Consider the following 13,977-nt stretch of genomic DNA (forward strand, 5'->3'; position numbering starts at 1 on the left):
AAGGACATTTTATGACCGAGACTCCGAAAATTACCCTTCCGGTCCTTCCCCTGCGCGACATCGTCGTCTTTCCGCACATGGTCGTCCCGCTGTTCGTAGGCCGCGAACGGTCGGTCAAGGCATTGGAAGCCGTGATGACCGGTGACAAGAAAATCCTGCTGGCCGCGCAGCGCGATCCGGCCGAGGATGAGCCGACCGAGGCGTCGATCTACACCACCGGCGTGCTGGCCAGTGTTCTGCAACTGCTCAAACTGCCGGACGGCACCGTCAAGGTTCTGGTCGAGGGGCAGACCCGTCAGAACCTCGATACCATCCGCGACGCCGGTGAATATTTCGAGGCCGATGCCACGCAGATCATCGAAACGCGCGAGGATGAGGACGCCATCGAGGCGCTGACCCGCAACATCGCCGCCGATTTCGAACGCTATGCCAAGCTGAACAAGAACATTCCTGACGAAGCGGTCGCTGCCGTAGGTGAGATCGCGGAGGCGCAGAAGCTCGCCGACACCGTCGCGGGCCATCTGGGCGCAAAGATCGAGCAGAAGCAGGACCTGCTGGAAACCGCTGACCTTGGTGCGCGGCTGGAGAAGATCTTCGGCATGATGCAGGGTGAGATTTCCGTCCTGCGCGTGGAAAAGAAGATCAAATCCCGCGTCAAGACACAGATGGAGCGTACCCAGCGCGAATATTATCTGAACGAGCAGATGAAGGCGATCCAGAAGGAACTGGGTGACGGCGACACGAACGAGGACGCCGTAGCCGAGTACGAGGAAAAGATCGCCGCGACCAAGCTGTCCGACGAGGCGCTGGAAAAGACATTGGCGGAGCTGAAGAAGCTCAAGAACATGTCCCCGATGTCTGCCGAGGCGACGGTCGTGCGCAACTACCTCGACTGGATGCTGTCGATCCCGTGGGGCAAGAAATCCCGCGTGAAAAAGGATCTGGGCAAGGCCGAGGCGGTTCTGGACGCGGATCATTACGGGCTTGAGAAGGTCAAGGAACGCATCGTCGAATACCTCGCCGTGCAGCAGCGCAGTCAGAAACTGCGCGGGCCGATCCTGTGCCTCGTGGGCCCTCCCGGCGTCGGCAAGACGTCGCTGGGCAAATCCGTGGCCAAGGCGACGGGGCGCGAGTTCATTCGCATCTCGCTGGGCGGTGTGCGCGACGAATCCGAGATCAGGGGCCACCGCCGCACCTATATCGGCTCGATGCCCGGCAAGATCATCCAGTCGATGAAAAAGGCGAAGACCACGAATCCGCTCATTCTGCTCGATGAGATCGACAAGATGGGGCAAGACTTCCGTGGCGATCCCGCCTCCGCCATGCTGGAGGTGCTGGACCCGGAGCAGAACGCGACCTTCAACGACCACTACCTCGAAGTGGACTACGACCTGTCCAACGTGATGTTCATCACGACGGCCAATTCGTACAACATGCCCCGGCCGTTGCTCGACCGGATGGAGATCATCTCCGTCGCGGGTTACACCGAGGACGAAAAGGTTGAGATCGCGCGTCGTCACCTGCTGCCAAAGCAGGAAAAGGGCCACGGTCTGCGCAAGAAGGAGTTCGCGCTGACCGATGACGCCCTGCGCGACATCGTGCGCTACTACACGCGTGAGGCCGGTGTGCGGAACCTTGAGCGGGAATTGGCGAAGCTGTGCCGCAAGGCCGTCACCCAGCTGGTGAAGAAGGAAACGGACAGGGTCGAAGTCACCTCCGACACGCTGTCCGATTTCCTGGGCGTGAAGCGGTTCAAGTTCGGTCTGGCCGAGGAGGAGGACGTTATCGGCGTCGTCACCGGCCTCGCCTGGACGGAGGTCGGCGGTGATCTGCTGTCGATCGAAGCGCTGCGCCTGCCGGGCAAGGGTCGGATGAAGACCACGGGCAAGCTGGGCGACGTGATGAAGGAAAGCATCGACGCCGCGTCGTCCTATGTCCGTTCGCGCTCCGTCTCGCTGGGGGTCAAGCCGCCCGAGTTCGAGAAGATGGACATCCACGTCCACGTTCCCGAGGGCGCCACGCCCAAGGATGGACCCTCCGCCGGGATCGGCATGGTTACATCCATCGTCAGCGTGCTGACCCAGATCCCGGTGCGCCGCGACGTGGCCATGACGGGAGAGGTAACGCTGCGCGGTAATGTCCTGCCCATCGGCGGGTTGAAGGAAAAGCTGCTGGCCGCCCTGCGCGGTGGCATCAAGACTGTCCTGATCCCCAAGGATAACGCAAAGGACCTCGTGGACATTCCCGACACCGTGAAGGACGGAATGGAGATCATTCCCGTCGCCAACGTGACGGAGGTTCTGAACATCGCGCTGACGCGCAAGCCCGAACCGGTGGAGTGGGACGAGACGGCTGAACTGGTCGCTTCGTCCGGGTCCAGCAAGAACGAACACGGACTGGCTGCCCATTAATTGCTCTCGTTTGCGTGAGTATAGTTGACATGCGTGTGGAGCGGGTGCTTGTGGAAAGCAGCCGCTCCATTTTTTTGACCAACTGGAAAGAATGCCAAATGACGGACAACGACGACATCAACGACGTTCCCGCCGATGAGACCGCGATCGAGGCAGAAGAAACCGCCATGCTGCGCAAGCGTGAGATCGTGGCGCACGTGGCACAGGAAACCGGGCAGAGCAAGGCAGACGTGCGCCTGATCCTCGACTCCGCGTTGGGCTACATGCGGCAGGGCTTGCTGGACGGAAACGAACTGCACTACCCGACATTGGGGAAAATCCGTATCAAGTATCCGAGCCGTGAGGGCGCGAAGCCTATGTACCGGCTGGTTCCGGCAAAGGATGCGCGTATCGCCGCCATGCAAGAGTCGGATGACGACTGACCCGAGCGGCACAGCCGTGCATCGTTCCGCGTGATGATTTTCGCGCGGTTTCAGACTTGGACCGCGCAAACTGGTCCCCACGTGAATTTGCCGCTAGACGTGCCCGTTAGGGTGTCATAAACATCGCCTCCAAGGGCGGTTAGCTCAGTTGGTAGAGCAATTCGTTTACACCGAATGGGTCGGGGGTTCGAGCCCCTCACCGCCCACCATTCCTCACTCCTCCTTCCGCATGGCGGAGCTTATCTTGTCACTGACCGGCATCCTGGATATCGAAAAATGCACCTTCGTCGCAGCGGGGTCATTGCGTGAGGTCTATGTCCATCCGGACGATGACGACGTGCTTGTCAAAGTGGTCCGTGCCGATGTGGTTGGTCCTGACGGGCACCCGGTGCAGCGCAATGGGAAACGCCGGCGACCCTGGGGGGTGTATCTGTCGTTTCGACGGGAAATCGACGAATATCTGATCGCGGCGCGCAACCAGATCTCGACACCGGATTTCAGGCTGCCATTCGCTCGGCCGCTCGGCCTGGCGGCGACGACGCGGGGACTTGGGCTGTTGGTCGAGCGGATTTCGGACCATGGTGAGACGGTTCCGACCCTTGCGAGTTTGCACAAGGATGGCAAGCTGACGCAGGAACATATCGCGGCGCTGCATCGCTTCTTTGAATATTGTATCGAACACCACATCGTTCTGGGCGATGCTCATCTGGGCAATCTGGTCGTGGATCCGCAGGATTCGGATCGTTTGATCTGTATCGACGGTTTTGGGGAAAAGACCTTGATCCCGGTTCACAGATATTCGCGGCGGCTCAATGAGCGGATGCTCAGACGCAAGATGGCTCGGGTTCTGGCAAGCATAGGCTAGGGAAGGGCACCAATGGCGGTTCAGACCGGTTCGTTCAACAGGATCGAATCCGCCTGAAGTTTGTAGAAAAAGCCATTCGGCCCAAACCCCTTGTCCAGCGTTCCACCCAGTTCCATCGGGATGATACGGTACAACAACGTACTGCCAAAGCCGACGCGATGCCGGTCCGATTGCGTTTCGTCACATTGCGGGACGTGGGCAACGGTATTTTCGACCCATTCGATATGGAATCGGGACTCATCCTGACGCCATGACAAGTTCACCCGCCCGTCCGCATCGCGCAAAGCGCCGTGCTTCAGGGCGTTCGTGCCCAGTTCATGTATCATCAATGCGATGGACATCGCGCTGCGGGGATTGATCGAGCAGGGCGCACCATCGATCACGATCCGTTCCGACGCGCCGTGAGTTCCGCCGAAATCACGCACGGCGTCACCGACGAGGGCAGACAGATCGGTGGAGCGGAAATCACGCTCCGCCAGTCGCCGTTGCGCATGTGCCATCATGTTGACCCGGTTTTGCAACTGCGTGCTGAAATCCTCACGCGAGGCCAGCCCGTCATCCGAATTGCGGATCAGTGCCGCTACATTGGTGTAGAGGTTGCCCATGCGGTGCTTCAATTCAGCGATGACGATCTCCTGATCGGCCATGGCCTGCACCCGCTTGGAATCCTTGGTATGGGCCTCAATCTCAAGCGTCAGGGTCTGCGCCAGATCTTCCAGTTCGCGAAGCCCGGTCAGTTCGCCACCCGAACGCGGTTTCCGGTCGATCACGCACAGCGCACCGATACAGTGACCGCTGGACAGCCACAGCGGCACGCCCGCATAGAAACGAATGAATGGATCACCCGTGACGAGGGCGTTGTTGACGAACCTGGGGTCCTTCAGCGCGTCCTCGACGATCATGAGATTCTGGCCGCGAATGGTGTAGTCGCAGAACGCGTCGGAGCGTGGCGTCTGCTCCACATCCAGCCCGACACGGGATTTGAACCACTGTCGCTTGTCATCAAGCAGCGTAATCAGCGCGATTGGGCAATCCGTTAGCGCGGAGGCAAGGCGCGTGTAACGATCGAACCGCTCATCCTGCGACGTGTCGAGCAGGCCGGTCTCAACCAGCGCAGCTATGCGATCCGCTTCTATATCAGACGTATAATTCATAATAGCTGGCATGATCCCCTGGTCCGCCAAACCCCAATTGACGTGGCAGAACCATACTTCATTTTCACTCGGATTGTTAGTGCGTTACGATACCGTATCTGTGAAATTCGTGACCTTGACGCAGCAACAATTCTCTTTTCCTAGCATCGTTTGGGAATTGCGACAGTACACCCCCGTAGGTGCGTCACAAATTATGTGAAGATAATTCCACAGCGCTGTAGATCACGGTGCTTTCGCGCTTGACGGTGCTGCCCCTCGATTCTAAACACCCCCACACCAAGGCGACACCGGTTTCCATGGTCGAGGCGAGCGGTTGTAGCTCAGTTGGTTAGAGTGCCGGCCTGTCACGCCGGAGGTCGCGGGTTCGAGCCCCGTCAACCGCGCCATCGCCTCATCTTATCTCCATGTTTTATCGCGCTACAGAACCGTTGAATCCGGGCTGGTGATGCGGTTCCCCCCGTCCGCAATATCTTGTGGATTTGTGCCCAGAAACCGCTTGACGGTCCAACGGTGTCTGACTAAACCGCCCCCATCCCCAGCAGGGGATTGCGCGGTTGTAGCTCAGTTGGTTAGAGTGCCGGCCTGTCACGCCGGAGGTCGCGGGTTCGAGCCCCGTCAACCGCGCCACTTTACCCCCGAAATTTATCCCGAACTTCGGGACTGACTGGTTTTGGACACACCCACGCGCCTGAATTTCGTCCTTCACATCGGTTTGAACGTGATTTCGCGTGCCGTGCGCACATACCGCACATGAAACGCCACGCCTATGCGTTGACCCCCACCGGGCACGGGTTTAGACCAGCCTAAAGAGATTACGGTTCGAGACGAAAGGAATCGCGGTATGGATGGTCTGCTTCGCGAATATCTGCCAATCCTGATCTTTCTGGGGCTGGCCATCGCACTGGGCCTCATCCTTATTTTCGCGGCCCTCGTCATTGCGGTGCGCAATCCGGATGCGGAAAAGGTTTCGGCCTATGAGTGTGGATTCAACGCCTTTGACGATGCGCGGATGAAGTTCGACGTGCGGTTCTATCTGGTTTCGATCCTGTTCATCATCTTCGACCTCGAAGTTGCTTTCCTGTTTCCCTGGGCCACGTCCTTTGCTGAACGTGCGCAGTCGGGGGACATGACCGGCTTTTGGTCCATGATGGTTTTCCTCGGCGTTCTGACCGTCGGGTTCGTCTACGAATGGAAGAAAGGGGCCCTCGAATGGGAGTGAGCACCGCAGTCAATACCGCAGGCGGCGATCGTGAGGTCGCGACGCGGCAATTGTCCAACGAGTTGGCGGACAAGGGGTTTCTGCTGACCTCTACCGATGACATCATCAACTGGGCGCGGACGGGTTCGCTGCACTGGATGACGTTCGGTCTGGCGTGTTGCGCGATCGAGATGATGCACACCTCGATGCCGCGCTACGATCTGGAAAGGTTCGGCACCGCTCCCCGTGCATCGCCGCGCCAGTCTGACCTGATGATCGTGGCGGGCACCTTGACCAACAAGATGGCACCGGCCCTGCGCAAGGTTTACGATCAGATGCCTGAGCCGCGCTATGTCATTTCGATGGGATCCTGTGCGAATGGGGGTGGCTACTATCACTATTCCTATTCCGTGGTGCGTGGCTGCGACCGGATCGTTCCTGTCGATATCTACGTTCCCGGCTGCCCTCCCACGGCGGAGGCTTTGCTGTACGGCATCCTTCAGCTTCAGCGGAAAATGCGCCGTACCGGCACGATTACGAGGTAGGTCATGTCAGACGCGCTCAACGAACTCTCCGCCCATATCGCGGCCCATCAGGGCGATGCCGTGCTGGACGCCGCGATCCGGAATGACGAGCTGACGATCACGGTCGTACCGTCTTCTCTGGCGAAATTCCTGTCGTTCCTGCGGGGGGACACGTCGTGCCAGTTCCAGACCCTCATCGACATCACGGCGGTCGATTGGCCGGGTCGTGAAAAGCGTTTCGATCTGGTCTATCACCTGCTGTCGATGACCCAGAACATCCGCATCCGGGTTAAGGCCGGCGTGCGGGAGAAGGAAATCGTGCCGTCGATCACCTCCGTCTACCAATCCGCCGATTGGTATGAGCGTGAGATCTTCGATATGTTCGGAATCCTGTTTTCGGGCCATCCGGATCTGCGCCGTATCCTTACGGATTACGGATTTCGCGGCCATCCGCTGCGCAAGGATTTTCCGACCACGGGCTATACCGAGGTTCGGTATGATGAGACCACGAAGCGGGTGGTCTATGAGCCGGTGAACCTGACGCAGGATTACCGCAGCTACGATTTGATGAGCCCTTGGGAGGGTGCCGAATACATCCTTCCCGGTGACGAGAAAGCGCCCGAAACCCCCAAGGGGTGAGGCCAAGAGTGTCCGCCGCAGCGCAGCCGCAGCGCAGCCAGTGATTTTAGGCCTGAGGAGGGCTGACAGATGGACGGTTCGAAATTCGACGACGTGCTGACCGGCGAGCAGCAGATTCGCAATTTCAACATCAATTTCGGTCCGCAACACCCGGCGGCTCACGGCGTTTTGAGGTTGGTCCTCGAACTGGACGGTGAGATCGTGGAGCGGTGTGACCCGCATATCGGCCTGCTGCATCGCGGCACCGAAAAGCTTATGGAATCGCGCACTTACCTGCAGAATCTGCCTTATTTCGATCGGCTGGACTACGTGGCCCCGATGAATCAGGAGCATGCATGGTGCCTGGCGATCGAGAAGCTGACCGGTACGCCTGTGCCGCGCCGCGGCTCGCTGATCCGTGTGCTGTTCTGCGAAATCGGCCGCATTCTCAATCACTTGCTGAACGTGACGACGCAGGCTATGGACGTCGGTGCGCTGACTCCGCCGCTGTGGGGCTTTGAGGAACGTGAAAAGCTGATGATCTTTTGCGAGCGGGCCTGCGGTGCGCGACTGCACGCGGCTTATTTCCGCCCCGGCGGAGTGCATCAGGATCTGACCCAGCAATTGTGCGACGATATCTGGCAGTGGACGGAGGAGTTCCACCATACGCTTGACGATATCGACGGCCTGCTGACCGAGAACCGTATCTTCAAGCAGCGCAACGTCGATATCGCTGTCGTGTCGCAGCAGGAATGCTTCGATCTCGGCTTCTCCGGGGTGATGGTGCGCGGCTCGGGGCTGGCGTGGGATTTGCGCCGGGCGCAGCCTTATGAATGCTACGACGAGATGGATTTCCAGATTCCCGTCGGAACACATGGCGATTGCTATGACCGGTATCTGTGCCGGATGATGGAGATGCGCGAGAGCGTGAAGATCATGCGCCAATGCCTTGAAAAGATGGAACTCGTCAAGGGCGAACCGGTTCAGACGAAGGGCAAGATATCCCCGCCGCCCCGGGCCGAGATGAAGACCTCCATGGAAGCGTTGATCCATCACTTCAAACTCTACACCGAAGGGTTTCATGTGCCGGAGGGCGAGGTTTACGCCGCCGTTGAGGCCCCCAAGGGTGAATTCGGCGTGTACCTCGTGGCCGACGGTTCGAACAAACCTTACCGCGCCAAGATTCGGGCCCCCGGTTTCGCGCATCTCGAAGCGATGGACCATTTGTGCAAGGGCCACCAACTCGCTGATATTTCCGCTATTCTCGGTTCGCTCGACGTCGTGTTCGGCGAAGTCGATCGCTGAAGCCAAGGAAGACCGACATGCTCCGCAGACTTCACAAGAACCAGCCCGACAGCTTCGCCTTCACCGAGGCGAACCTCGCTTGGGCCGAAAAGCAGATCGCCAAATATCCCGAGGGTCGTGCCGCATCCGCCATCATCCCGTTGCTGTGGCGCGCGCAGGAGCAGGAGGGCTGGCTGAGCCGTCCCGCGATCGAGACTGTGTGCGAAATGCTCGGTCTGGCAAATATTCGCGGGATGGAGGTCGCGACCTTCTACTTCATGTTCCAACTGCACCCCGTCGGCGATATCGCCCATATCCAGGTTTGCGGAACCACGTCCTGCATGATCTGCGGTGCGGAGGACCTGATGGCCGTCTGCAAGCAGAAAATCGCGGCGAACGCCCACGAACGGTCCCCGGATGGCAAGTTGAGCTGGGAGGAGGTCGAATGCCTCGGCGCCTGTTCGAACGCTCCCATGGCGCAGATCGGCAAGGATTATTACGAGGATCTGACAGCGGAGAGCTTCGCCCAGATCATTGATGAACTTTATGCCGGTAAGGTGCCGGTGCCCGGTTCGCGCAACGGCCGCTTCGCCTCGGAGCCGAAATCCGGCCTGACCTCGTTGACCGAGCATGGTGAGAACCGGCAGGCTGCGAACATGTCCGTGACGCTCGCCACCGAAAAGGGTGACAGCATCGCGCGGATCACCGAAGGCTGAACAGGGAGCGAACCATGTCAGACGATAACCCATTCACGGCCTCGAAATTGCCATTCGCGTTGCTGGTCAGCGTCGCGGTATCGTTCATCCTCGCCGTGATGCTGATGTTCGTTCTGGGCCTGTCGGGCATGCTGGCGATTTTCGCCGGGGTGATGATCCTGATCGTGCTGTTCGCGGTGCTGATCTATTTCCTGGGCGACGACGACACCATTCATAAGGCGGAGGAGGTTTTGGGCGTCAAGTTGACGGACCCCGAGCCGGTTGCGCCCTCTGATCCTGTGGTTCCCGCGGAACCCGCACCGGCGGTCGCGCCGACCGAGGCCGGGGCCGATCCGGCTGCCGCGCCTGTGGCGGACCCCGCCGAGGTGCCCGAACCGCGCGGCGCAGAGGAAGAGGTCGCGCCGGTCGCATCCTCCGCACCCGCGCCTGTGGTTGAGGAGGACACGGCCCCGTCGCTAGGGGGTAAGCCCGAAAGCCTCTCCGCCCCGCGCGGCGGCGAGGCCGACGATCTGAAGCGCATCAAGGGCGTGGGTCCCAAGCTGGAGCAAATGTTGAACTCCATGGGGTTCTGGCATTTCGATCAGATCGCGTCATGGTCCGAGGCCGAGGTGGCATGGATCGACGCGAATCTCGAAGGTTTTAACGGTCGGGTTTCGCGTGACGAGTGGGTCGCGCAAGCGCAAACGCTAACCTCCGCGAAGGCGGACGATGGCGGGGCCTCCTGAGGGTCCGATGAACGAGGAACGGAACGCCAGCCTGAAACGGCAAACCCGCCAGGCATCGATTGTGATCGTTGCGGGATTTCTGGGCTGGATGGCGTTTCAGCTGGTGGGTGGAGCGATCGGGTTGCCGGTGCGTTTCGCTTTTCTGGCGGATTTGGCGATGCTGGCCGCACTGGCCTGGGCATTGTTCGTATTGATAAATGTCTGGCGTGCACGCCGGAGCGAAGGGGACTGAAATGCTGACCGATCAGGATCGCATCTTCACCAACATCTACGGCATGGCCGATCGCAGCCTGAAGGGTGCTCAGTCGCGCGGAGCCTGGGACGGAACCGCCGATATCATCGGCAAGGGCCGCGATTGGATCATCAACGAGGTAAAGGCTTCGGGCCTGCGCGGGCGGGGTGGTGCAGGTTTCCCGACGGGGTTGAAGTGGTCCTTCATGCCGAAGGAAAGCGATGGCCGCCCGTCCTATCTGGTTGTCAATGCGGATGAGTCGGAGCCCGGCACCTGCAAGGACCGTGAGATCATGCGGCACGACCCGCATCTGTTCATCGAGGGCTGTCTGATCGCGTCCTTCGCGATGAACGCCAACACCTGCTATATCTACATCCGGGGCGAGTACATTCGTGAGCGTGAGGCAATGCAGATCGCCATCGACGAGGCGTATGATGCAGGGCTTCTGGGCAAGAACGCCTGCGGGTCCGGCTGGGATATGGACATCTACCTGCACCACGGTGCCGGCGCTTATATCTGCGGTGAGGAAACCGCGCTGCTGGAATCGCTGGAGGGTCGCAAGGGGATGCCCCGGCTCAAGCCGCCATTCCCTGCGAATACCGGCCTTTACGGCGCGCCGACGACGGTGAACAACGTGGAATCCATCGCCGTGGTACCGACGATCCTGCGTCGGGGCGGCGCGTGGTTCGCGGGTTTCGGGCGCGAAAACAACGCGGGCACGAAGCTGTTCGCGATCTCCGGCCATGTTGAAAACCCCTGTGTGGTCGAGGAAGCGATGTCGATCCCGTTGCAGGAACTGCTGGAAAAGCACTGCGGCGGCGTACGCGGCGGCTGGAAGAACCTCAAGACGGTGATCCCCGGCGGATCGTCGGTGCGCTGCCTGCCGCACACGATCTGTGACGAGGCGATCATGGATTTCGACTGGCTGCGCGGGCAGGGCTCCGGCCTCGGCACGGCGGCGGTCATCGTGATGGATCAGAGCACGGATGTCATCAAGGCGATCTGGCGGTTGTCGAAATTCTACAAGCACGAAAGCTGCGGGCAATGCACCCCGTGTCGTGAGGGCACCGGCTGGATGATGCGCGTGATGGACCGTCTGGTGACCGGCGACGCGGAGGTCGAGGAAATCGACATGCTGCTCGACGTGACCAAGCAGGTCGAGGGCCACACGATCTGCGCGCTCGGTGACGCCGCGGCCTGGCCTATTCAGGGTCTGATCCAGCATTACCGTGACGAGATCGAGGATCGCATCAAGCACAAGCGCACGGGCCGCGTGTCCGCTGTCGCTGCGGAGTAACAATATGTCCGACCTACGCAAAATGATCATCGACGGGGCTGAGATCGAGGTCGATCCGGCGCTGACCATCCTTCAGGCCTGTGAGCAGGCGGGCATCGAGGTGCCGCGCTTTTGCTATCACGAACGGCTGAGCATCGCGGGCAACTGCCGCATGTGTCTGGTCGAGGTTGTCGGCGGCCCGCCGAAGCCTGCGGCCTCTTGCGCCATGCAGGTGCGCGATCTGCGCGGCGGTCCCGATGGTGAGCCGCCCGAGGTGAAAACCAAATCGCCGATGGTCAAGAAGGCGCGTGAGGGGGTGATGGAATTCCTGCTCATCAACCACCCGCTGGACTGTCCGATCTGCGATCAGGGCGGCGAATGCGATCTTCAGGATCAGGCGATGGCCTATGGCGTCGATTTCTCACGCTTCCGCGAGGAAAAACGCTCCGCCATTGATCCCGATCTGGGCCCGCTGGTCGCCACGAAGATGACGCGCTGCATTTCTTGCACGCGCTGCGTCCGCTTTACCACCGAGGTTGCCGGTGTGTCCGAGATGGGCCAGACGGGGCGCGGTGAGGACAGTGAGATTACCTCCTATCTGGGCCAGATGCTGACCTCCGAATTGCAGGGCAACGTCATCGACCTGTGCCCGGTCGGCGCGTTGACGTCGAAGCCATACGCCTTTACCGCACGCCCGTGGGAGTTGTCCCATACTGAGAGTATCGACGTGATGGATGCGCTCTGCTCGAACATTCGGGTCGATACGCGCGGGCGTGATGTCATGCGTTTCCTGCCGCGCAACCATGATGGTGTGAACGAGGAATGGCTGTCGGACAAATCGCGCTTCGTCTGGGACGGATTGCGCCGTCAACGGCTGGATCGCCCCTATGTGCGCAAGGGCGGCAAGCTCACCCCCGTAGGCTGGAACGAAGCCTTCGCGGCAATCGCATCGGCGGCAAATGGCAAGAAAATCGCCGGTATCGCGGGCGATCTGGCCCCGGTCGAGGCGATGTTTGCGCTCAAGCAACTGGTCGAGGGGCTCGGCGGCGCTGTGGAATGTCGGACCGATGGCGCGAAGCTGCCTGCGGGCAACCGCTCGGGCTATGCCGGCACCGCCCGGATCGAGGATCTGGATGAGGCGGAGAAGGTGCTGCTGATCGGCACCAATCCCCGTATCGAGGCACCGGTCCTGAACGCCCGTATCCGTAAGGCCTGGCTGCGCGGCGCACAGATCGCGCTGGTGGGTGAGGCGGCGGACCTGACCTACGATTACCACCATGCAGGCGATACCACGGCCGCGTTGACCAAGATGATCGACGAGGGTGTCACCGACGAGGAGAAGGGCAAGCCCTCCGTCGTCGTGATCGGTCAGGGCGCCCTGATTGGCGATGACGGGACCGCCAATCTGGCAGGCGCGATGCGTATGTGCGAGGTTCTGGGTGCGAAGTTGCTGGTGTTGCATACTGCGGCCAGCCGCGTGGGGGCCATGGATATCGGCTTTACCAATGACAGTGCTCTGGGCGTGATGAACGACGCTGACGTGATCTGGAACCTGGGCGCGGATGAGATCGAGATCGGCGCGGGTGCCTTCGTGATCTATCAGGGCAGCCATGGCGACCGGGGCGCGCATCGTGCGGATGTGATCCTTCCCGGCGCTGCGTGGACTGAGGAAAACGGCCTGTTCGTCAACACCGAAGGCCGCCCGCAGCGGGCCAACCGGGCGGGATTCGCCCCGGGTGAGGCGCGCGACAACTGGGCGATCATCCGCGCAGCGTCGGCCCATCTGGGCCAGACCTTGCCCTATGACAACCTGCTCGCGCTGCGAAAGGCTCTGTTCGAGGCTGTGCCGCATCTGGCCAGCATCGACAGCGTTCCCGAAAATGAGTGGCAGCAGGTGCAGGGCGGGCAGGGCGGTGAGCAGCCCATGCGCAGCCCTGTCGAGGATCATTACCTTACCAACCCGATCACCCGCGCATCCGAGGTGATGGCGGAGCTGTCGAAGTTGGCTCACGAACGCGCGCTGCCGATCGCGGCGGAGTAGACATGACCCGTCATGCCCTTTCCCCGCCGGATTTTGGCAAGGGATGTGCGACGGTGAGGGATGGCTCAAGACGTATCTGTGCCGCCATCCCGGCACAAAATGAGTGGCGGAGAAGTGGATCATGAGTATTTTTGCGCGTGTACTGATCGTGGCAACCCTCGCGCTCGGCGCATGTGCGACGAGCCAGAGCAACAATTTCGCGGGTGAGCCGATCGAACGGGTTGCCCGCAAGATCGGCTTTCCGACAAGGGTGATGGAGTTGCCGGACGGTCGCCGAACCTATCAGTGGGACATTACGCAGACTGCTCAGGTCGGGCCGCTGCGGCCATCCCTGCGAGGTTTAGTCCTCAGCACATCCGGTGATGCCGGTGTCGGAATTGGGCTGGACCGCGATACCGTGACGACGGGCGTGTGCACCTATACCCTGACCGCGGCACCGGTCGGGGAGACCTATATAGTGGAACCATTTCCGGTCGGAAATCCCGGCTGTCTGTCCTGATTGGGCAACATC

General features: G+C 60.6%; 13 protein-coding genes, 3 tRNA genes and 1 pseudogene. 16 read left to right on the forward strand and 1 reads right to left on the reverse strand.

Going from position 1 to position 13,977, the window contains the following annotated elements; all coding sequences use genetic code 11:
• Positions 1-11 precede the first annotated feature (11 nt).
• From lon to H1S03_RS01540, 4 genes are all read left to right on the forward strand, one after another.
• Positions 12-2,411, forward strand: coding sequence for an endopeptidase La (lon, locus tag H1S03_RS01525; RefSeq protein WP_185802838.1), 2,400 nt, complete (start codon positions 12-14; stop codon positions 2,409-2,411).
• Between the two features lie 98 nt (positions 2,412-2,509).
• Entirely contained in the window at positions 2,510-2,833 is a 324-nt protein-coding gene (locus tag H1S03_RS01530; protein WP_185802839.1) for an HU family DNA-binding protein, read from the forward strand.
• Between the two features lie 133 nt (positions 2,834-2,966).
• Positions 2,967-3,042 (forward strand) — tRNA-Val (locus tag H1S03_RS01535).
• A 20-nt stretch (positions 3,043-3,062) separates the two neighbouring features.
• The gene (locus tag H1S03_RS01540) at positions 3,063-3,698 is read left to right on the forward strand and encodes a YrbL family protein (protein WP_185802840.1); all 636 of its coding nucleotides are present in this window, start codon (positions 3,063-3,065) and stop codon (positions 3,696-3,698) included.
• A 20-nt stretch (positions 3,699-3,718) separates the two neighbouring features.
• On the opposite strand, the gene H1S03_RS01545 is transcribed toward H1S03_RS01540, so the two are convergent.
• The gene (locus H1S03_RS01545) at positions 3,719-4,852 is read right to left on the reverse strand and encodes a sensor histidine kinase (RefSeq protein WP_185802841.1); all 1,134 of its coding nucleotides are present in this window, start codon (positions 4,850-4,852) and stop codon (positions 3,719-3,721) included.
• 309 nt (positions 4,853-5,161) lie between these two features.
• On the opposite strand from H1S03_RS01545, the gene H1S03_RS01550 reads away from it, so the two are divergent.
• The 12 genes and pseudogenes from H1S03_RS01550 (at position 5,162) to H1S03_RS01605 (ending at position 13,965) form a co-directional block, all read left to right on the forward strand.
• Positions 5,162-5,238 (forward strand) — tRNA-Asp (locus H1S03_RS01550).
• Positions 5,239-5,402: 164 nt separating this feature from the next.
• Positions 5,403-5,479, forward strand: a tRNA-Asp gene (locus tag H1S03_RS01555).
• Positions 5,480-5,693: 214 nt separating this feature from the next.
• On the forward strand, positions 5,694-6,071 hold the full coding sequence (locus H1S03_RS01560; protein ID WP_166190567.1) for an NADH-quinone oxidoreductase subunit A: 378 nt from the start codon (positions 5,694-5,696) through the stop codon (positions 6,069-6,071).
• The gene (locus H1S03_RS01565; RefSeq protein ID WP_166190570.1) at positions 6,062-6,595 is read left to right on the forward strand and encodes a NuoB/complex I 20 kDa subunit family protein; all 534 of its coding nucleotides are present in this window, start codon (positions 6,062-6,064) and stop codon (positions 6,593-6,595) included. Before H1S03_RS01560 ends, H1S03_RS01565 begins: the two co-directional genes overlap by 10 nt.
• A gap of 3 nt (positions 6,596-6,598) precedes the next feature.
• Positions 6,599-7,213 carry an NADH-quinone oxidoreductase subunit C gene (locus H1S03_RS01570; RefSeq protein ID WP_166190573.1) on the forward strand — a complete coding sequence of 205 codons (615 nt, stop codon included), beginning with the start codon at positions 6,599-6,601 and terminating at the stop codon, positions 7,211-7,213.
• A 69-nt stretch (positions 7,214-7,282) separates the two neighbouring features.
• Complete coding sequence (locus H1S03_RS01575) at positions 7,283-8,497, forward strand: NADH-quinone oxidoreductase subunit D (protein ID WP_185802842.1); 1,215 nt, start codon at positions 7,283-7,285, stop codon at positions 8,495-8,497.
• A 17-nt stretch (positions 8,498-8,514) separates the two neighbouring features.
• A pseudogene (gene nuoE / locus H1S03_RS01580) lies at positions 8,515-9,180 on the forward strand (NADH-quinone oxidoreductase subunit NuoE); the annotation flags it as partial.
• Positions 9,181-9,206: 26 nt separating this feature from the next.
• Entirely contained in the window at positions 9,207-9,917 is a 711-nt protein-coding gene (locus tag H1S03_RS01585; RefSeq protein WP_185802844.1) for a hypothetical protein, read from the forward strand.
• A 7-nt stretch (positions 9,918-9,924) separates the two neighbouring features.
• Positions 9,925-10,149 carry a DUF5337 family protein gene (locus tag H1S03_RS01590; protein WP_166190581.1) on the forward strand — a complete coding sequence of 75 codons (225 nt, stop codon included), beginning with the start codon at positions 9,925-9,927 and terminating at the stop codon, positions 10,147-10,149.
• A 1-nt stretch (position 10,150) separates the two neighbouring features.
• A complete protein-coding gene (gene nuoF / locus H1S03_RS01595) occupies positions 10,151-11,446 on the forward strand; it encodes an NADH-quinone oxidoreductase subunit NuoF (RefSeq protein WP_185802845.1) in 1,296 nt (431 codons plus the stop codon).
• A 4-nt stretch (positions 11,447-11,450) separates the two neighbouring features.
• Entirely contained in the window at positions 11,451-13,466 is a 2,016-nt protein-coding gene (gene nuoG / locus H1S03_RS01600; RefSeq protein WP_185802846.1) for an NADH-quinone oxidoreductase subunit NuoG, read from the forward strand.
• 121 nt (positions 13,467-13,587) lie between these two features.
• Positions 13,588-13,965, forward strand: coding sequence for a hypothetical protein (locus H1S03_RS01605; protein ID WP_166190589.1), 378 nt, complete (start codon positions 13,588-13,590; stop codon positions 13,963-13,965).
• Positions 13,966-13,977 lie beyond the last annotated feature (12 nt).

The organism is Pontivivens nitratireducens, assembly GCF_014235845.1.
In the GTDB taxonomy this organism is placed as follows: domain Bacteria; phylum Pseudomonadota; class Alphaproteobacteria; order Rhodobacterales; family Rhodobacteraceae; genus Pontivivens; species Pontivivens nitratireducens.

What these genes read in the sequence shown, in the direction of transcription:
- lon (WP_185802838.1), top strand. Translation starts at nt 12, where the DNA reads ATGACCGAGACTCCGAAAATTACCCTTCCGGTCCTTCCCCTGCGCGAC.
- H1S03_RS01530 (WP_185802839.1), top strand. Translation starts at nt 2,510, where the DNA reads ATGACGGACAACGACGACATCAACGACGTTCCCGCCGATGAGACCGCG.
- H1S03_RS01540 (WP_185802840.1), top strand. Translation starts at nt 3,063, where the DNA reads ATGGCGGAGCTTATCTTGTCACTGACCGGCATCCTGGATATCGAAAAA.
- H1S03_RS01545 (WP_185802841.1), bottom strand. Translation starts at nt 4,852, where the DNA reads ATGAATTATACGTCTGATATAGAAGCGGATCGCATAGCTGCGCTGGTT.
- H1S03_RS01560 (WP_166190567.1), top strand. Translation starts at nt 5,694, where the DNA reads ATGGATGGTCTGCTTCGCGAATATCTGCCAATCCTGATCTTTCTGGGG.
- H1S03_RS01565 (WP_166190570.1), top strand. Translation starts at nt 6,062, where the DNA reads ATGGGAGTGAGCACCGCAGTCAATACCGCAGGCGGCGATCGTGAGGTC.
- H1S03_RS01570 (WP_166190573.1), top strand. Translation starts at nt 6,599, where the DNA reads ATGTCAGACGCGCTCAACGAACTCTCCGCCCATATCGCGGCCCATCAG.
- H1S03_RS01575 (WP_185802842.1), top strand. Translation starts at nt 7,283, where the DNA reads ATGGACGGTTCGAAATTCGACGACGTGCTGACCGGCGAGCAGCAGATT.
- H1S03_RS01585 (WP_185802844.1), top strand. Translation starts at nt 9,207, where the DNA reads ATGTCAGACGATAACCCATTCACGGCCTCGAAATTGCCATTCGCGTTG.
- H1S03_RS01590 (WP_166190581.1), top strand. Translation starts at nt 9,925, where the DNA reads ATGAACGAGGAACGGAACGCCAGCCTGAAACGGCAAACCCGCCAGGCA.
- nuoF (WP_185802845.1), top strand. Translation starts at nt 10,151, where the DNA reads ATGCTGACCGATCAGGATCGCATCTTCACCAACATCTACGGCATGGCC.
- nuoG (WP_185802846.1), top strand. Translation starts at nt 11,451, where the DNA reads ATGTCCGACCTACGCAAAATGATCATCGACGGGGCTGAGATCGAGGTC.
- H1S03_RS01605 (WP_166190589.1), top strand. Translation starts at nt 13,588, where the DNA reads ATGAGTATTTTTGCGCGTGTACTGATCGTGGCAACCCTCGCGCTCGGC.